16 protein-coding genes are annotated in these 18,078 nt (G+C 47.4%); 9 read left to right on the top strand and 7 right to left on the bottom strand.

All coding sequences use genetic code 11. The features are described 5' to 3' along the window. Nucleotides 1-68 precede the first annotated feature (68 nt). The 5 genes from OQ477_RS08815 to OQ477_RS08795 form a co-directional block, all read right to left on the bottom strand. Nucleotides 69-239, bottom strand: coding sequence for a type II toxin-antitoxin system SpoIISB family antitoxin (locus tag OQ477_RS08815; RefSeq protein ID WP_003154807.1), 171 nt, complete (start codon nucleotides 237-239; stop codon nucleotides 69-71). Then, nucleotides 240-986: a type II toxin-antitoxin system SpoIISA family toxin gene (locus tag OQ477_RS08810; RefSeq protein WP_007407256.1), complete on the bottom strand. Its 747-nt coding sequence runs from the start codon at nucleotides 984-986 to the stop codon at nucleotides 240-242. Nucleotides 987-1,090: 104 nt separating this feature from the next. After that, nucleotides 1,091-2,089 carry an inorganic phosphate transporter gene (locus tag OQ477_RS08805; protein ID WP_265972135.1) on the bottom strand — a complete coding sequence of 333 codons (999 nt, stop codon included), beginning with the start codon at nucleotides 2,087-2,089 and terminating at the stop codon, nucleotides 1,091-1,093. Nucleotides 2,090-2,101: 12 nt separating this feature from the next. After that, the gene (locus OQ477_RS08800) at nucleotides 2,102-2,719 is read right to left on the bottom strand and encodes a DUF47 domain-containing protein (protein ID WP_003154804.1); all 618 of its coding nucleotides are present in this window, start codon (nucleotides 2,717-2,719) and stop codon (nucleotides 2,102-2,104) included. Nucleotides 2,720-3,004: 285 nt separating this feature from the next. Next, nucleotides 3,005-4,330 (bottom strand): APC family permease, encoded by a 1,326-nt coding sequence (locus OQ477_RS08795; RefSeq protein ID WP_265972134.1) that lies wholly within the window; start codon nucleotides 4,328-4,330, stop codon nucleotides 3,005-3,007. Between the two features lie 322 nt (nucleotides 4,331-4,652). Between OQ477_RS08795 and OQ477_RS08790 the strand changes: the two genes are divergently transcribed. From OQ477_RS08790 to OQ477_RS08780, 3 genes are all read left to right on the top strand, one after another. Next, nucleotides 4,653-5,603, top strand: a complete 951-nt coding sequence (locus OQ477_RS08790) for a ring-cleaving dioxygenase (protein ID WP_265972133.1) — start codon at nucleotides 4,653-4,655, stop codon at nucleotides 5,601-5,603. A gap of 183 nt (nucleotides 5,604-5,786) precedes the next feature. Further along, nucleotides 5,787-7,928, top strand: coding sequence for a glycosyltransferase family 39 protein (locus tag OQ477_RS08785; protein ID WP_265972132.1), 2,142 nt, complete (start codon nucleotides 5,787-5,789; stop codon nucleotides 7,926-7,928). Between the two features lie 11 nt (nucleotides 7,929-7,939). After that, the gene (locus tag OQ477_RS08780) at nucleotides 7,940-8,911 is read left to right on the top strand and encodes a glycosyltransferase family 2 protein (RefSeq protein ID WP_265972131.1); all 972 of its coding nucleotides are present in this window, start codon (nucleotides 7,940-7,942) and stop codon (nucleotides 8,909-8,911) included. An 87-nt stretch (nucleotides 8,912-8,998) separates the two neighbouring features. Here the strand turns inward: OQ477_RS08780 and OQ477_RS08775 are convergent, their stop codons facing one another. Both OQ477_RS08775 and OQ477_RS08770 read right to left on the bottom strand, forming a co-directional pair. After that, nucleotides 8,999-9,175 carry a hypothetical protein gene (locus OQ477_RS08775; RefSeq protein WP_265972130.1) on the bottom strand — a complete coding sequence of 59 codons (177 nt, stop codon included), beginning with the start codon at nucleotides 9,173-9,175 and terminating at the stop codon, nucleotides 8,999-9,001. A 99-nt stretch (nucleotides 9,176-9,274) separates the two neighbouring features. After that, a complete protein-coding gene (locus OQ477_RS08770; RefSeq protein WP_265972129.1) occupies nucleotides 9,275-10,624 on the bottom strand; it encodes a S1C family serine protease in 1,350 nt (449 codons plus the stop codon). Between the two features lie 286 nt (nucleotides 10,625-10,910). Here OQ477_RS08770 and OQ477_RS08765 point away from each other — a divergent pair, with 286 nt between their 5' ends. From OQ477_RS08765 to OQ477_RS08740, 6 genes are all read left to right on the top strand, one after another. Further along, nucleotides 10,911-12,470 carry an MFS transporter gene (locus OQ477_RS08765; protein WP_265972128.1) on the top strand — a complete coding sequence of 520 codons (1,560 nt, stop codon included), beginning with the start codon at nucleotides 10,911-10,913 and terminating at the stop codon, nucleotides 12,468-12,470. 155 nt (nucleotides 12,471-12,625) lie between these two features. Next, complete coding sequence (locus OQ477_RS08760; RefSeq protein WP_007407248.1) at nucleotides 12,626-13,450, top strand: M55 family metallopeptidase; 825 nt, start codon at nucleotides 12,626-12,628, stop codon at nucleotides 13,448-13,450. Between the two features lie 14 nt (nucleotides 13,451-13,464). Next, a complete protein-coding gene (locus tag OQ477_RS08755) occupies nucleotides 13,465-14,391 on the top strand; it encodes an ABC transporter permease (RefSeq protein ID WP_007407247.1) in 927 nt (308 codons plus the stop codon). 5 nt (nucleotides 14,392-14,396) lie between these two features. Then, nucleotides 14,397-15,344: an ABC transporter permease gene (locus OQ477_RS08750; protein WP_025284618.1), complete on the top strand. Its 948-nt coding sequence runs from the start codon at nucleotides 14,397-14,399 to the stop codon at nucleotides 15,342-15,344. Nucleotides 15,345-15,349: 5 nt separating this feature from the next. Next, entirely contained in the window at nucleotides 15,350-16,375 is a 1,026-nt protein-coding gene (locus OQ477_RS08745; RefSeq protein WP_265972127.1) for an ABC transporter ATP-binding protein, read from the top strand. Beyond that, nucleotides 16,375-17,994: a peptide ABC transporter substrate-binding protein gene (locus tag OQ477_RS08740; RefSeq protein WP_265972126.1), complete on the top strand. Its 1,620-nt coding sequence runs from the start codon at nucleotides 16,375-16,377 to the stop codon at nucleotides 17,992-17,994. The genes OQ477_RS08745 and OQ477_RS08740 overlap by 1 nt, the downstream gene beginning before the upstream one ends. Nucleotides 17,995-18,078: the final 84 nt, after the last annotated feature.

Raw genomic sequence — 18,078 nt, 5'->3', positions numbered from 1 at the left:
TTTTATTATATGAAAGATAAGGAAAAAAGGAATAAGGACAAGAGCCGTGTCTCCTGTCCTTAGTGTAATCAAGCTTTTTTTTGTTTATACTTGTCAATCAGCCGCTCGTTTTCTTTGAAAATTCTGGCGGTATGAGGGCTGACCTGGTAACTTGCGATACTTGTCATAGAACGTTTTTTAAACATTTTGAACGGTTTCGCTCTTTGTTCCGGCTGCCCGTTTTGAAATGCCTGCTCCATTTAACCGTCACCTTCCTCTTCTATTGGCAGCATTAAATCATAAATGCTCGTTAGCGATGTGAAAAGCAAATAATCGAATTCCGTCAACAGGTTTTCCGACGTGAGTTTGATCACGTAATGGCGGTTCTGGACTGTAAACGGAATAAGCACAAGCCTGCCTTTTTGATCATAGTAGACGTCTTTACGGTTAAGACGGGACTGAACGTCTGCCGCATCAGGCATATGCTCCGTCAAGCGGTCCTTATCCGATTGTGCGGAATAGTCGCACAAGGAAGCCGTGACATTCATTTTTTCGGCATAAGCGGCCAGCAGTCTGCTGATGCCTTCCGCATAAGCTTCTGTACTTCCATAATATACATGGATCGGTTCATTTTTCAACAGATATTGATAGGTTTTCAGTTTTTCAAGATAGGAGTGAAGCATTTCGTTATTTTCTTCTAAAATTTCCCGCGTATCCGTCTCTAATTCATTGCCGGCGAGCTTTTTGATATACGCGCTCAAAAAGATAAACGCATCAATAAGGGCAAAGCAGACGGCAACAATCAAATATTGTCTCCATGCGGCAAAGAGCGATTCAGGATCATATGTCCAATAGACCATGGAGCCCAGTACAAATAGTAAATACCACGTTTTACGGATGGCAAACATTTTTTCTTTTACCTTTGCCTCATACCGCCAGGATGCGTACACATATAAAATGAGTGCGGCCGCCATCGTCCACACCATGATCTGAAAAAACAAAAGCATGAGCATCCCTCACAATTTGAAAAATGGTCTGCTATGTTCATTCTATGTCATGACATCATTTTCCTGTCACAAAAAAAACCGCTTCTGTAAAGAAGCGGATGTCATCAGAAAAACAGATCTAAGATGAAAAAGGCGATGGCGCCGAGTGTACCTGCAATCGGCAGGGTGATGACCCATGTAATGAGCATCCGTTTAGCCGTTCCCCAGTTTACGCCTTTTACGCGGTGGGAAGCGCCCACACCGAGAATGGAAGACGAAATGACGTGCGTCGTGCTGACAGGGAGATGAATAAACGTGGCCCCGAAAATAATGGCTGCGCCGGTTAAGTCGGCAGATACGCCGTTTACCGGACGGATTTTCATAATTTTACCGCCGACGGTTTTAATGATTTTCCAGCCGCCGATGGATGTGCCGAGACCCATTGCCAGGGCACAGGAGAGCTGCACCCAGAAAGGAATTGTATCACTTTTATGTAAATTGGCCGTCATAAGCGCCATCGTAATGATACCCATCGCTTTTTGCGCGTCGTTTGTTCCGTGTGTATAGGACTGAATGGCAGCCGTCAAAATCTGCACTCTGCGGAAGCGTTTATTTGTTTTCGCCAGGTTGCTGTCTTTAAAAATCAGCTTCACGATCGAATATACGATAAAGCCGAGAACAAAGGCGATGATCGGTGATAAAATAAGTGCTTCGATAATTTTAATGAACCCTTTATAATTAAGCGTCGCAAAACCTGATGCTGCAATGGCCGCACCGGCGATCGCTCCGATAATCGCATGTGAAGAGCTGCTCGGAATGCCGAAATACCATGTGATCAAGTTCCAGACGATTGCGGCGAGTAAAGCCGCAAGAATGACAACTGACCCGTTGTCTAATGTATAAGGATTCACAATGTCCTTCGTAATGGTTTTCGCCACACCGGTAAACGTCATCGCTCCGAGAAAGTTCATGATGGCGGCCATGACGATTGCGTGCCGCGGCTTCAGAGCTTTTGTCGAAACTGAGGTGGCGATTGCGTTTGCGGTATCGTGAAATCCGTTAATGAAGTCAAATACCAAAGCGCATATGACAATTAATATCGTTAAAAGTAATAGAGTATCCATTATAACCCCTCGTTACGCGTTTTTCATAATAATGGTTTCAAGGTTATTGGCAACGCTTTGGCAAGAGTCGGCAATTTCCTCAAGCGTTTCGTAAATCTCGCGGTACTGAATCACTTTAATCGGATCGGTTTCTGTGCCGAACAGATTTTTTAATGATTTACGGTGCAGGTTATCACAGCTGTGCTCGTATTCCTTAATTTTAATGGCGTGAGGGTGAATGTCCTTCAATCTGTTTTCTGCAAGCAGCTCAATCGTGATTAAAATTTCCTTCGCACACTCTCTGATGTATCCGCTGAACTTATCGATATGCTCATCGGAAGAAGTGATCGAGAAAATCTCCATCATTGCTGAAAAATGTTCGATTCCGTCAAGCACGTCATCGAGGCTGTTTGTCAGCTCCAGGATGTCTTCACGTTCAATGGGAGTGATAAAAGCTTTGTTCAGCTCTTTAATCATGACATGAACATGATTATCTCCTTTTGTTTCAAACTCTTTTAACGTATCGGCAAATTCCTTTAAAGTCGTCTGGTTCGTCACTTTAAAGTTGACAAAGTATTCTGCGGTTTCGTCTATATTTTTTGCGATTTCTGTTAAAAGGAGTGAGAACTTATCTTTTTTTCTTTTTATCATTAAAAACCCTCCATTGTTTGAATGAGACAATGCACACATCAAATTATTATATAGCCTTTTGTCGAAAAAAAACAGATAAAGTCGAAAAAAACGCCTCTTGATTTTTTCGTAAAAACGTGTCTCATCCTGTTTTTCTTATGTTACCCACTTCACCAAAAAAACGTAACATACTTCGAATTCAGACATCTTGCTTAAAAAGTATAACAAAAGATGTGAATTTGCTGTCAACTTTTGCACGTGATTTTGCCAGAAAAAAAACGGCTCCCGTAAAAGGAACCGTTTTTATCAGTTTTTTCTGCCGTTTTTCAGCCAAAAATAAAGCGGCAGCCCGGCGAGGCCGATCAAGAGGGACAGCGCGCAGCTCAGTGTATCTGTAATGACCGTGCTGATCAGCACAAACAGTGAACCCGCGATGGCCAAAGCAGGAATGATCGGATACAAAGGCACGCTGTAGGCGCGCGGTTTTCCGCCGCTTTTTTTTCTGAGGATAAACACGGCGAAAAAGGCCATGACGTAAAAAATATAAATCATGAAAATAGAGATTTCAGACAGCTTATCGGGATTGCTGGCGATCATAAAAATAATGGCCAGCGCGATCTGAAATGACACGGCAATCCACGGGGTGCGGAACGTCGGATGCACCCGCGAAATCTGTCCGGCAAACGGCAGCTGTTTCCGTTCTGCCATCGCAAACGAGACACGCGGAAAAGCGAGAATCTTTCCGTTTAAACAGCCGAAGATGCTGACGATGATTCCGACGCTGATCAATTTTCCTCCGATGTCGCCAAACAGCATTCCGGCAGCGGTGCCGGTCGCATTTTCACCGAGTTTGACGATGTCGGTCGCAGGAAGAATGTGCAGCAGCGCAAAGTTAATGAAAAGATAAATGGCGGTGACGACCAAGAGTCCGCCTGTCATCGCTTTCGGGAGCAGCTTTTCCGGATTTTTCATTTCGCCGCCGAGTGCCGCAAGCAGAATCCATCCGTCATAAGCAAACAAGGTGGCCAGTATGGCAGCGCCGAAATTCATGTCCGACATGCTGCTTGTAACGGCTGTAAAAATATGCTGATCGCCTTTCCAAAGGCCGAACACGATCATGCAGATAATCGGAATCAATTTGCCGACAGTCGTAATTCCCTGTACGATGCCGCCATATTTCGTTCCGATAATGTTAATGATGCTTAAAAACAAAACGGCTGAAATCCCGATCAATTTAGACCAGCCGGAATCCCAATAATCCCAATTGAACAAGTGCGCCATCAAAGAGCCGAAATACAAGCCGATTGCTCCGATAATGGCGGGGCCGTAAATGATAATTTGAACCCATCCGCACAAAAAGCCCCAAAATTCGCCGTACACTTCTTCGAGATATGTATAAAGTCCGCCCGTTTTCGGAATCTGAGTGCCGATTTCCGCAACGGTCAAGCCGCCGGCAAGCGTCAAAATGCCTCCTAACAGCCACGCGATAAGCGCGGTTTTCGCATCACCGGAGTAGGCAAGCACGGCGCCTGGTTTCATAAATACGCCGGAACCGATGATGGTGCCGATAACAAGTGAGAGGGCGATGGTAAGGCCGATCTCTTTTTTAAGTCCGTTCTCTTCAATCTGCATATCCTTTCCCTCCAGATGTAAAATCGTCATGCTGAAAAAACTATTTTCCATATTGTAAACCCTAATTGCTGAAACACGAATAAAATAAATTTTCTGATTTTGTCGTTTTCCCTAAAAGATAAAGGTTTCTGCTTTTGAGAAGGAAAAAATACCGTTTTAAAAGCGAACATTAATGGTTTTTCAATATCAAAGGTTCGTTATTTAGGAAGCGGCAGTCTGCAGACCGTCTGTGAAGCAGATGAGTTGACTTTACGATCCGGATAACATAAATTGTATATATAAAATATCTCGAAATCGAGATAATTGACTGGAGGATAACATAATGAAAGTTAATGGAATACACCATGTATCAGCATTGACGGCTGATGCGCAGAAAAATTTAGATTTCTATCGGAACATCCTGGGACTGAAGCTTGTGAAAAAGTCCGTAAACCAAGATGAACCGACGATGTATCATTTGTTTTACGGTGATGAAACAGCCAATCCGGGATCTGAATTGACGTTTTTCGAGATTCCGCGGATTGCGCCGTTTCATGCGGGGACAAACAGTATTTCTTCAATCGGCCTGCGTGTCCCGGATGCACAAGCACTGCAATATTGGAAAAAACGATTTGAAGAACATCAGGTCGCTCATGCCGACATCATGACAATAGCGGGCAGAGAGACACTCGCTTTTCAGGATCATGAAGGACAGCGGCTTGTGCTGACAGCTGACGAAAAAGGAAAAGACATCGGTGAAGCGGTGAAGCAAAGCGGCATACCGGAAGAATATTCTTTCCGCGGTCTTGGTCCCGTTGAATTGACCGTCCCGTATGCAGAACCGACGCTGCGTGTCTTAACCGATGTGCTGGGCTTCACTGAAATCGGGAAAGAAACGCATGAAGACCGGGGCACGGTTACGGTGCTCGAATCCGGAAACGGAGGTGCGCGTACAGAAGTCCATCTCATTGAAAGAAACGATCTTCCGCGCGAGCGTCCTGGAAAAGGCAGCGTGCACCATGTGGCCTTCCGCGTTCAGAATGAAGAGGAGCTTGCTTTATGGCACCGCATCATTACGAAAGAAGGTTTCAGCAACTCAGGCATTGTAGAGCGTTATTATTTCAAAGCGCTGTACTTCCGGGAGCCGAACGGAATTCTGTTTGAATTGTCAACGGACGGTCCGGGATTTATGGTTGATGAAAAACCTGAAGAGCTAGGCAAAACGGTTGCGCTCCCGCCTTATCTCGAACACCGCCGTTCTGAAATAGAAGCACGGCTGAAACCGATTCAGTAAATCAGAAATCATGACAGATGCCTCCCGGCTTGACGGGGGCATCTTTTTTTTGCTTTTTTACCCGTTTTGTCATTCTTTTTACCTATTTGTAAACGGCAAAATAATTGTCTTTGTTTATTAATAAATTTTTCACATTTGGTTGTTACACTTGTTCAAAGTTAAACAAAAGGAGTGAAAACACAGGTGAAAATGAAAAAACGCGAGATAGACGCAGTCTTAATTCTCATTTTACTCGCTTCCGCATTCTTGAATATGTACAACATCTGGAATGACGATACGGTGAATCCTTATTACACCGCAGCGGTAACGAGTATGCTTCAAAGCTTTCATAATTTCTTTTACGCTTCATTTGACGCAGCCGGGTTTATCACGGTAGATAAACCGCCTGTTACATACCAGATTCAAACGATCAGCGCGCTGATATTCGGTATGCACGGGTGGAGCGTCATCCTGCCTCAGGCATTGGCGGGTGTAGGTTCAGTTCTATTCATGTACTTATTAATAAAGCCGACGTTCGGAAAAACGGCGGCGCGCATCGCCTCATTTGTCATGGCGTGTACACCGATCGCAGTAGCGGTCGCGCGGACGAACAATGTCGATGCTTTACTGGTCTTTTTCCTCTTGTTCGCCACATGGCTTCTCTTTAAAGCGATCAGAAAAGGCAGACTGATCTGGCTTTTGGCGGCATTTTTTGTCGTCGGAGCAGGCTTTAACACAAAAATGCTTCAGGCTTATATGATTTTGCCGGCCTTCTTGCTGTTCTATATGATTGCGGCAAACACCACGATTAAGAAAAAAATCATTTCATTGGTAAGCGCGTTAGCCGTTTTAACAGCCGTTTCATTGTCATGGCCGCTCATTGTTGACAATATTCCTGCCAGCAAAAGGCCATATGTCGGAAGCAGCCAGACAAACTCCGTATTGGAATTGGCTTTCGGATATAACGGGATTCAGCGGCTGACAGGGCAAAGTTCCGGCGGCGGCCAGGGCGGGCCGGACGGAAACGCATCGAAAGAGATGTCTTCTTCCGGCGGTTCTTCACAAATGCAAAAACCGCCTGGCCAGTCTTCAAGCAGCAGTTCAGCAAGCGGAGACAAATCACAAAACGGCAGTATGACGGCACCTCCATCTAACGGGAAAATGCCAAGCGGCGGTCAAGGAGGCCCTTCAAGCGGCGGAGATGGCGGCGGAGGAAAAAGCGGTGCAGGCACCGGCTCGAAAATGCAATCAGGTTCAGGAATGTTCGGTACGGGAACCCCTGGTCCGCTGCGCCTTTTCCAAACGGAATTATCTGATCAGATCAGCTGGCTCCTGCCGTTTGCGATTTTTGGAATGGCCGGTTTATTGATCGCCGGGGCGAGAGAAAGAAGACGATTATCAGCAGAACAGAAGGAAACGATCTTTTGGGCAGCGTGGCTTGTGCCGATTGCCGGATTCTTCAGTGTGGCGGAATTTTTCCACCATTATTATCTCATTATGCTGGCGCCTCCGATCGCGGCACTTGTCGGTGCGGGATGGGTCGCCCTCGTTCATCTGTACCGCAAGCAGGCGGGATGGAAAACGTGGCTATTGCCGGCCGCTATTCTTGTGACAACCGGATTTGAGCTGTTTATCCTCAGAAACTACAATGATCAAATCGGCGCAGGCTGGAGCATCGGAGCAGGCGTTATCGGCGCAGTGGCAGCAATCGCCCTGTTCGTATTCAAACAGCGCCAAAAACCGCTAAGTTATTATGTTTCACTTGCAGCCCTTCTCGTCTTGATGATCATGCCGATTTATTGGGCGAGCACACCGCTTCTGTACGGAGGCAACAGCTCATTGCCTGAAACAGGCCCTCAGCTCGCTTCAACAAGCGGAAAAGGCATGGGAATGGATAACGCATCTGTCAATACAAAACTGATCAACTATTTAGAGAAACATAACGCCGGAGCGGACTATCTATTTGCTGCAACCGATTCCAACACGGCGGCGCCTTACATTATTAAAACGAAAAAAGCGGTCATGGCGATCGGCGGATTCAGCGGGTCTGACCCGGCCATTACGCTGTCTCAATTTAAAAAGCTCGTAAAACAAGGGAAAGTAAAATACTTCTTAACATCCGGAATGGGCAAAGGCGGAAATAACGATATTGTGCAGTGGGTTGAGAAAAACGGAAAGAAAGTATCTTCAGATAAATGGCAATCAAGCACAGATCAGAAAACGAAAAATAGTGATCCAGCTGATTCAAAAAGCAGCAAGGCCGCAGGTAAAAACAGCCGAATGAGCGGCGGGCCGGGCGGAATGAATCAGTCAGCTTCACTATACGAACTTCAATCTGATGAATAGGAGGAAAAAACATGAGCAGACATATTCAATATTCAATAGTCGTCCCGGTTTATAACGAGGAACTCGTCATTCAGACAACCTATCAGCGCCTGAAAGAAGTCATGGATCAAACAAAAGAGCATTATGAATTGATCTTTGTCAATGATGGAAGCAAAGACCGCAGTATTGAGATTTTAAGAGAGCAAAGTCTGATTGATCCGAGAGTGAAAATTATTGATTTTTCCAGAAACTTCGGACATCAGATCGCGATCACAGCGGGTATGGATTATGCAGAGGGGAATGCAATCACCGTCATTGACGCCGATTTGCAGGACCCTCCTGAATTAATCCTTGATATGATTGAGCAGTGGAAAGAGGGCTACGATGTGGTGTACGCCGTCAGAACGAAACGAAAGGGAGAAACCTTTTTCAAGAAACAGACGGCCTCTATGTTTTACCGGCTGCTGCGGAGCGTGACTGATATTGATATTCCGCTCGACACCGGAGATTTCCGCCTGCTGGACAGAAAAGTCTGTGATGAGATGAAAAGATTAAAAGAAAAAAATCCTTTTGTCAGAGGACTCGTCAGCTGGGTCGGCTTTAAGCAGACTGCTGTAGAATATGAACGAAATGAGCGGCTTGCGGGGGAAACGAAATACCCGCTTAAAAAAATGCTGAAGCTTTCCATGGACGGGATCACAACGTTCTCTCATAAACCGCTCAAGGCGGCAAGCTATGCGGGAATGATCATGTCCGGAGCGGGTTTTCTCTATATGTTTATCGTTTTATACATGAAGCTGTTTACGAACAGCACCATTACGGGCTGGTCCTCTCTGATTGTGATACAGCTGTTATTCAGCGGCATCGTTCTATTAATGCTCGGAATGATCGGCGAATATATCGGAAGGATTTATGACGAAGCAAAAGACCGTCCGCTCTATATTGTGCAAAAAGCGTACGGCATGAAAAACGAAAAGATTTATCGGGACCAGCATATGTCTTAACCGAAACACCCTGTCCGGCCAGCGGACAGGGTGCTTTTATGTGAAATAAAAGCCGCGGGATGACAGAATGTCCCGCGGCTTTTTTATTCATCTGCGGCCGATCTGCGTGTGCAGAGAGCGCATGATCAGTCCGGTTCCCGAAAGGTTCAGTAAAATGCTTGCACCAAGCGTCATCCCCCAAGCAGCGTTTTGCTGAGGAAGCTGAATGCTCAGCTGCAGTAAGATCAGGCCGATAACGACCAGCAAAAGTCCGGTTTGTTTCATGTGTATGTATCCTCCTTTGTACACTAAGTCATACGGCTGATCCAGGCCTAAAGCTTCATCTGTATATAAAAAATCCAAGGCGGCTGCCTTGGATTTTTGTTAAGAAGATGTTTCTTCTTTTTGAGTCAGTTTCATTTTTTTCGTCATTTCCTTGCCGTTTCTGATAATCTTCACGTCAACGGTGCTGCCGACTTTCGTATTCTTGTAGAGAATATTGCGAAGTTCGCTGCCCGTGCCGGTCTCTTTCCCTTTTAAGCTGATAATGATGTCTTCTGCTTTTAATCCGGCTTTGGCTGCAGGTGAGCCCTGCGCCACTTCCCGAATATAAACGCCTTTATTCAGCTGTTTGCCGAAAAGCCCGAGTGTGCCTTCCTGATAGTTTTGCGGCACTTGTTCCAAGTCGATCATGCTCACGCCGATATAAGGGCGCTCCACCTGTCCTTTCGTGAGAAGCTCTTCGGCGATCGGTTTTACATCGTTGCTCGGGATGGCAAAGCCGATGCCTTCTACATCACTTTCGCTGATTTTCATGCTGTTGATGCCGATGATTTTGCCGTCTGTATTCAAGAGCGGTCCGCCGCTGTTTCCGGGATTGATGGCGGCATCGGTTTGGATGACGTTGATGCTTGACTCACCGGCTGACGTGGAAATCGAGACCGTTCTGTTTAAACCGCTCACGATGCCCTGTGTGACGGTGCGGGAAAGGTCTTTTCCGAGCGGATCACCGATGGCGATGACGGATTCACCCGTTCTGAGAGCGGATGAGCTGCCGAAGCTTGCCGTTTTTGTCACGTGTTTATCACTGATTTCTAAAACGGCCAAGTCTGTCAGAGAGTCGCTGCCGACGAGTTTAGCTGTTACATCGGTGCCGTCATATAATGACACTTTAAGGGAAGAGGCGCCTTCGACCACGTGGTTATTCGTAATAATATACGCTTTGCCGTTTGCTTTCTTAAAAATAACGCCTGAACCCGATCCCGTTTCCGCATCATCACCCGACGAATTAGAGTTTGAATCTGAGCTTGATCCGAATCCGAATAAATCGGAACTGCTTTGCTGCTTCTGCAGATTGGTGATCCCGACGATCGCCGGTGAAATGTCTTCCACCATATTCGAAATGCTGCTTGAATTTGCCGATGAGCTGTTTGCCGATTTGCCGCTTCCGGAATCAGAAGATGTCTGCTTGGCGGTTACCGATGACGTTTCCTGAGCGGGAGCCGGATTGGAAGTATCTTGAGTCTGATGGTCTCCAAGCGGCGTAAATGTATAGATGCCGAGGGCGAGCCCTCCGCCGATCACTCCGCCGAGAAGCGGTCTGAACCAGCCGAAGCTTCGTTTTTTCTTGTCCTCGTCCGGCGCGGAATATCCGGCCGGCTGCGGGTTTTCTTTTACTAAAAGGACTTCCTGTTCTTTTTGGTCTGTCCGATTTTCATCACGATAGTTATCCATCATGTTCACTCCGTTTCTCTATTTCATCATAGCATGATTTGCCTATTATTACTGATTCCATCTTAAACAAAAAGTGTGGGATAATAATGAAAAGATTGTGGGAAATTGTGAAAAAGATGAAATCGGACGGCGGCGCTTTATATTGACAATTTCCATCGGATTTGAAATAATAAATGAGATATTATGTTCAATCCTTCACATGAAAAGATATGAAAATTCTGTCAAGCTAATGGGGGAAATCTGTTAGCTTTTTCACTTTGTCAAATAGTCAGAAAGGAGCTGTCACATGAAAGAAAAACATCACTGGATCATTTCTCTGCTTGCTGTATTGGCGGTCGGGCCGGGGCTGATGTCGAATACCGCTCTTTCGGCTGTCCAAAGCCTTGTCCGGCAGACGGTCGGCGGGGAAAACTTTGACTCTTTTCATCCGATTATTATCGGTAATATGGCATTTGCCTTATTCGTGCCGGCGGGGCCGTATTTAAGAAAAAGATTCGGCTCCCGGCCTGTCTATATGATTTCGATGGCCGCGGGTGTCATCGGAGCGCTCCTTGCTGCTGTGACAAATAATATTTATCCGCTCGCCGCGGGCCGTTTTTTACAGGGAGCTGCGGCGGGTACTATGCTGATGATTATGATTCCGATGCTGGTGCTTTCGTTTCCGATTGAGCGCCGGAATTACGCATTATTTGTGTTAATCGGCGGGTTTTACGGGTCCGTCATTATGGGGACCGTTTTAGGCACGGCGGCAAGCGGCGGCCATTGGCATTGGCTGTTCGGCATTTTTGGCCTGCTGTCTTTTTTCGGCCTCATTTTCAGTTATATGTGGCTGCGGGATGACGACGCTCATAAAAATGCTGAAAAATCTCCATTTGACGGCATCGGTTTTCTGTTAGCGGGTGTATCAGCCGTGCTGACCGCCTATACATTTATTCATCTGCCGAAATGGGGCTTTTCATCATGGCAGACATTGGCGGGATTTGGAGGAAGCATCGTCATTCTACTGATCTTGCTGATCATGCAGTACAGAAACGAACATGCGTTGATTTCGATTAAACTTATGCTGATTCCAAAGCCGATTCTGGGTGTTTTCATGATCGCTGCGGGCAGTATTTCCATAGCGGTCAGTCTTTCGGCATTTCACGGGGAGCTTCAGACCGCATATCATATGTCACAAACTCAACAGATATTCCTTTATGCGAGCCTTTTAGGAGGCGTGGCCATCGCCGCTGTCATCAGTGCATTAGCATATGATAAAGTCGGTCCGGGCATGCTCGGCATAACAGGCTCTGTTATACTGGTGTTCGTGAATTTCCAATGGATGACGGCAGATCATCATATACCGCTTATTCTATTTGCGGGGCTTTTCGTGATGCTGGCGGCCGGGACAGGGCTTATTGTGGCAGCCGGACTGATGGGAGCCGCGTTGGGCGGACCGCTTCCGGAACTGGTGAAACGCATGACGGCAGTTCAGTTTTTAAGGCTGTTCATGTATATGGGCGCTCCTGTTTTAATAGGGTATTTTACGAAAAGAGATGCTTCCGGCACGCTTCGGGGCGCGCGCGGCACACAATCACCGCATGACCTGCTGATGGGGACATACAGCGATTTGTTTCTTATTGCTTTCATCTTAAGTTTGCTTTTAGTGTGTTTATCATTTGTCATGAATGCGACCGGCATGGGGCATAAGCTGGCGCATAAACCGCATGCCGTCTGTAAGCAGGCGGCTGAGGAGCCTTCGCCGCAGGCTCCTGAACCGATCAGGCATCAGGTCATTCCCGATCATGAATACAGAAGTGCGGTCAGACAGTTTCAGCGTCATCATATAAGCAAAAACAGTATGTAACTTTTTCTATCAGCAAACCCTTTTCCCGGTGAAAAGGGTTTGTTTTTTCCCATAATGGCAGAATGGTATATTGCATGTTTCATCCTTTTTTAATATAATTTGTTAGAATATTCATAATTTAATATCGAAATTTTAAGTAAAAAAGGAGGCATTATATGAAACTGTATCTATCTGTGGATATGGAAGGGATTTCCGGACTGCCTGATGAAACATTTGTCAATTCCCGCATGCACAATTATGAGCGCGGCAGGGTTCTGATGACCGAAGAAGCAAACTGGTGCATCGCAGAAGCGTTTAATAACGGATGCACGGAAGTGACTGTGAATGACAGCCACTCAAAGATGAATAATCTGCTCGCGGAAAAACTTCACCCTGAGGCAGAGCTGATTACGGGGGATGTCAAGCCGTTTTCCATGATGCAGGGGCTTGATGAATCGTATTCGGGCGTGATGTTTATCGGCTATCATGCGAGAGCGTCGATGCCGGGCGTCATGTCGCACAGCATGATATTCGGCGTCCGCCACTTTTACATAAATGATAAGCCGGTCGGTGAACTGGGGTTAAATGCCTATCTCGCGGGATTTTACGATGTCCCTGTCATCATGGCTGCCGGAGATGATTGTGCCGCAAAAGAAGCGGAGGAGCTGATCCCGAATGTGACGACTGCCGCCGTCAAACAAACCATTTCAAGAACCGCGGTCAAATGCCTGTCCCCTCAAAAAGCCGGACGGCTTCTGACGGAAAAAACAGCCTATGCGCTCAAAAATAAAGATAAGGTCAAACCGCTGACTCCGCCTGAAAGACCTGTATTAGGCATTGAATTTGCCAACTACGGACAGGCTGAATGGGCCCATTTAATGCCGGGCACAGAAATCATCCCGGGAACGACAATCGTTCAATTTCAGGCAAAAGACATGCCGGAAGCCTATCAGGCCATGCTAGTCATGACAGAACTCGCCATGAGAACAACATTCTGTTAAAGGGGTGAACGGCATTGCTGCGGTATTTTATCAAACGTTTTATCGCCATGATTATGACCGTCCTCGTCATCACCACTCTGACATTTGTCATGATGAAAGTGATACCCGGCTCGCCTTTTAACGAAGAGCGGGGCACAAACGAAGCGGTCCAGCGAAATCTCGAATCCTACTACCATCTGAACGAACCTCTTATCACTCAATACGCCATCTATCTAAAATCCATTCTTACCTTTGATTTCGGTCCTTCAATTAAAAAACCGTCAGACAGTGTAAACGCTATGCTTGAACGCGGGTTTCCGGTCTCATTTGAGCTTGGGATAACGGCGATCATCATCGCTGTGATTTCCGGACTCGCGCTCGGCATAATGGCCGCTCTCAGGCGCGGCGGCTTTCTCGATTACGCGGCCATGAGCCTTGCGGTGCTCGGGATTTCCATTCCGAATTTTATTATGGCTACACTGCTGATTCAGCAATTTGCGGTTCATCTGAGATGGTTTCCGGCAGCTACCTGGACGAGTCCCGTTCACATGGTCCTGCCGACTGTTGCGCTTGCCGTCGGTCCCATGGCCATTATCGCGAGGCTGACAAGATCAAGCATGGCCGAAGTGCTGACTCAGGATTACATCCGCACGGCAAAAGCAAAGGGGCTTTCTCCCGTCAAAATTGTGATCAAACACGCATTGAAAAATGCTCTTATGCCTGTTGTGACAGTACTCGGGACGCTTGCCGCAAGTATTTTAACGGGCAGTTTCGTCATCGAGAAAATTTTTGCCATACCGGGAATGGGCAAATATTTCGTAGAAAGCATCAATCAGCGAGATTACCCGGTCATCATGGGAACGACCGTATTTTACAGTGTGATTCTGATCGTCCTGCTGTTTCTGGTTGATTTGGCATACGGCCTGTTAGACCCGCGCATAAAACTTCATAAGAAAGGGTGATCCTGATGAATCTCCCGCAAGAAACGGTAAAACACACAGAAGTGCCTGATGACTGGTTTCAGCCGGGCGCGGAAAGAAAGGGTGAAACCGAGTCGGTCAAGCGTCCGAGCCTGTCTTACAGTCAGGATGCGTGGCGGCGGCTTAAAAAGAACAAATTGGCGATGGCCGGCCTTGTGATATTATGCTGCCTGTTTCTATCGGCTGCGTTCGGTCCGCTGATATCACCGCACAGCGTGACAAGGCAGACGCTCGCAGAGCAGAATCTTCCGCCGTCTTTTTCACACTGGTTCGGAACCGATGAACTTGGCCGGGACGTGTTTACAAGAACGTGGTATGGAGCGAGGATCTCTTTATTTGTCGGTGTGATGGCGGCGCTGATCGACTTTTTGATCGGCGTCATCTACGGAGGCGTCGCCGGCTACAAAGGGGGCCGGACAGACAGCGCCATGATGAGAATCATCGAGGTTCTCTACGGATTGCCGTATCTGCTCGTTGTCATTTTGTTAATGGTGCTGATGGGGCCGGGGCTCAGTTCCATTATCGTCGCTCTGACCGTGACGGGATGGGTCGGCATGGCGCGGATTGTCAGAGGGCAGGTGCTGAGGATGAAGCATGATGAACACGTATTGGCTTCGAAAACGTTTGGAGCGAAAACATTTCGGATTATTAAGAAAAATCTGCTGCCTAATACGATGGGAGCCATTATTGTCCAAATGACGCTTACGGTGCCGGCGGCGATTTTTGCGGAATCATTTTTAAGTTTTCTCGGACTCGGCATTCAGGCGCCGTTTGCAAGCTGGGGAGTCATGGCAAACGACGGGCTGCCGGCGATTTTATCAGGCCATTGGTGGCGGCTGTTTTTCCCCGCTTTTTTCATTTCCTTGACGATGTACGCGTTTAACGTACTTGGAGACGGCTTGCAGGACGCGTTAGACCCGAAACTGAGGAGGTAGGAAAAATGGCGCAGCAAGTTCTTTCCGTTCAAAATCTGCATGTTACTTTTTCAACATACGGAGGCACTGTAAAAGCCGTCAGAGGCGTCAGCTTCGATTTAAATAAAGGTGAAACGTTTGCGATCGTCGGTGAATCTGGCTGCGGAAAAAGCGTGACGTCACAAGCCGTGATGGGCCTTCTTCCGAAACATTCAGCAAAGATTGAATCCGGAAGCATACAATTTAAACAGAAAGACCTTTGCCAAATGTCGGATCGGGAAATGCGGGCAATCCGGGGGCGCGATATTTCTATGATCTTTCAGGACCCGATGACGGCGCTCAATCCGACTTTGACCATAGGGAATCAGCTTTCAGAAGCGCTGTTGGAACACCGCGCCATGACAAGAAAACAAGCTGAATCCGAGGTTCTCGCCATGCTGGATCTGGTCGGTATCCCGGACTCGAAATCCCGCCTGAAGCAGTACCCCCACCAATTAAGCGGGGGCATGCGGCAGCGGATCGTGATTGCGATGGCTCTGATCTGCGAGCCGGAAATTATGATCGCCGATGAACCGACAACGGCTCTTGATGTGACGATTCAAGCACAAATCCTTGAATTATTTAAGAAGATTCAAAGAAAAACAGGCGTGTCTATTATTCTGATCACGCACGATCTCGGCGTCGTCGCTCAGACCGCCGACAGAGTCGCCGTCATGTATGCGGGGAAAATCGCCGAAATCGGCACGAGGCATGATATTTTTTACCGTCCGGCTCATCCATACACAAAGGGGCTGCTTCGTTCAGTGCCGCGGCTGGATATGGAGGATAGTGAGCTGTCGCCGATTGACGGGACGCCGCCTGATTTATTCGATCCGCCGCCGGGCTGCCCGTTTGCCGCCCGCTGCCCGGACAGGGTGATCGTCTGTGAAAAGGTATACCCGGCAACAACCGTGAAATCCAAAAGCCATATCGTCAACTGCTGGCTTCAGGATCACCGTGCAGAGCGGCTGAAACAGCAGCTGACGGCAGCAGAGGAAAAAGGGGGATTGTAATGAAAAAGAGATGGGCGATCGGTGTGATTGCTGTTGTTTCGTTTGCTCTGATGGGCTGTACAGCCAATGAACAGGCGGGGACAGAACCCGGCAAAGCAAAAGAACAGGGGGGTGAAACGGTGCTGCGGCTCAATAACGAAAATGAGCCGACCTCACTTGATCCGCCGATCGGATTTAATAATGTTTCCTGGCAGCCGCTGAATAACATCATGGAAGGATTGACGAGGCTCGGAAAAGATAATAAGCCCGAACCGGCCATGGCGGAAAGCTGGAAGGTGTCCGCTGATAAGCTGACATATACCTTCAATATCCGTGATAACGCCGAATGGACAAATGGCGATCCCGTTACGGCGGAAGACTTCGTGTACGCCTGGAAACGGATGCTCGATCCGAAAACAGGCGCATCTTCCGCATTTCTCGGCTATATGATCAAAGGCGGAGAAGAATTTAACAGCGGAAAAGGCAAACAAGAAGACGTGAAAGTCACGGCAAAGGATAAAAAAACGCTTGTCGTCACATTGGCGGCACCGCAGGATTATTTTCTGAGCGTCGTGTCCAATCCGGCGTATTTCCCGATTAATGAGAAGGTCGCCAAGGCTGATCCGAAATGGTTCACTGAAGCAAAAACCTTTGTCGGCAACGGGCCGTTCAAACTGACGGAATGGAAGCATGACGACAGCATGACGATGGTCAAAAACGAGACGTATTGGGATAAAAAGACGGTGAAACTGGATAAAGTCACATGGGCGATGGTCAGTGACCGGAATACCGATTATCAGATGTTTCAGTCGGGAGATTTGGATACCGCCTTTGTGCCGGCAGAGCTGAGCGAGCAGCTGATGGGAGGAAAAAATGTCCGCACGTGGGATCAGGCCGGACTCTATTTCTATCGTTTTAACGTGAAAATGGAGCCGTTTCAAAATGAAAAGATCAGAAAAGCGTTCGCGGCAGCGATTGATCAGAAAGAAATCACGGATTATGTGACCAAAAACAGTGAAAAGCCGGCACATGCCTTTGTATCCCCGGGATTTACTCAGCCTGACGGGAAAGATTTCCGCGAAGCGGGCGGCAGTTTATTAAATCCGGATGAATCAGAAGCCAAAAAACTGCTGGAAAAAGGCATGGCGGAAGAGTATTATGACAAGCTGCCCGCCGTTACATTGACATACAGCACAAAACCGGAGCATAAGAAAATAGCGGAAGCGATTCAGCAGAAGCTCAAAAGTATGCTCGGTATAGACGTTAAGCTCGCCAATATGGAATGGAACGTCTTCTTAGAAGAGCAGAAAGGACTGAAATTCCAGTTCTCTCAAAGCTCATTTTTACCGGATTACGCAGACCCGATCAGTTTTCTTGAGGCTTTCCAGACGGATAATTCCATGAACCGAACCGGCTGGGGCAGCGCGGCATACGACGGCTACATCAAGCAGGCAAAACAGGAAGCCGATGCCAAAAAACGTTTTGCGCTCATGCATAAAGCGGAAAAACTGCTCATGAACGAGGCTCCGATCATCCCGATTTACTTTTACAATCAGGTGCATCTGCAGAACAGCGGCGTGAAGGGCATTGTCCGGCACCCCGTCGGTTACATTGATCTGAAGTGGGCGGAAAAGTCCTGATCTTACAGCGGAAACATACGCCGCTCTTTTGCCGTTAAAGGAGCGGCGTGTTTCACTTTTCAATCCGGAAAGGAGATTGAAAAA

It is taken from the genome of Bacillus sp. ChL18, assembly GCF_026241425.1.
Lineage (GTDB): Bacteria > Bacillota > Bacilli > Bacillales > Bacillaceae > Bacillus > Bacillus velezensis.
This window is presented reverse-complemented; position numbering and strand designations above follow the sequence as displayed.

What these genes read in the sequence shown, in the direction of transcription:
- OQ477_RS08740 (WP_265972126.1), top strand. Translation starts at nt 16,375, where the DNA reads ATGAAAAAGAGATGGGCGATCGGTGTGATTGCTGTTGTTTCGTTTGCT.
- OQ477_RS08750 (WP_025284618.1), top strand. Translation starts at nt 14,397, where the DNA reads ATGAATCTCCCGCAAGAAACGGTAAAACACACAGAAGTGCCTGATGAC.
- OQ477_RS08775 (WP_265972130.1), bottom strand. Translation starts at nt 9,175, where the DNA reads ATGAAACAAACCGGACTTTTGCTGGTCGTTATCGGCCTGATCTTACTG.
- OQ477_RS08760 (WP_007407248.1), top strand. Translation starts at nt 12,626, where the DNA reads ATGAAACTGTATCTATCTGTGGATATGGAAGGGATTTCCGGACTGCCT.
- OQ477_RS08780 (WP_265972131.1), top strand. Translation starts at nt 7,940, where the DNA reads ATGAGCAGACATATTCAATATTCAATAGTCGTCCCGGTTTATAACGAG.
- OQ477_RS08810 (WP_007407256.1), bottom strand. Translation starts at nt 986, where the DNA reads ATGCTTTTGTTTTTTCAGATCATGGTGTGGACGATGGCGGCCGCACTC.
- OQ477_RS08795 (WP_265972134.1), bottom strand. Translation starts at nt 4,330, where the DNA reads ATGCAGATTGAAGAGAACGGACTTAAAAAAGAGATCGGCCTTACCATC.
- OQ477_RS08790 (WP_265972133.1), top strand. Translation starts at nt 4,653, where the DNA reads ATGAAAGTTAATGGAATACACCATGTATCAGCATTGACGGCTGATGCG.
- OQ477_RS08800 (WP_003154804.1), bottom strand. Translation starts at nt 2,719, where the DNA reads ATGATAAAAAGAAAAAAAGATAAGTTCTCACTCCTTTTAACAGAAATC.
- OQ477_RS08765 (WP_265972128.1), top strand. Translation starts at nt 10,911, where the DNA reads ATGAAAGAAAAACATCACTGGATCATTTCTCTGCTTGCTGTATTGGCG.
- OQ477_RS08815 (WP_003154807.1), bottom strand. Translation starts at nt 239, where the DNA reads ATGGAGCAGGCATTTCAAAACGGGCAGCCGGAACAAAGAGCGAAACCG.
- OQ477_RS08805 (WP_265972135.1), bottom strand. Translation starts at nt 2,089, where the DNA reads ATGGATACTCTATTACTTTTAACGATATTAATTGTCATATGCGCTTTG.
- OQ477_RS08745 (WP_265972127.1), top strand. Translation starts at nt 15,350, where the DNA reads ATGGCGCAGCAAGTTCTTTCCGTTCAAAATCTGCATGTTACTTTTTCA.
- OQ477_RS08770 (WP_265972129.1), bottom strand. Translation starts at nt 10,624, where the DNA reads ATGGATAACTATCGTGATGAAAATCGGACAGACCAAAAAGAACAGGAA.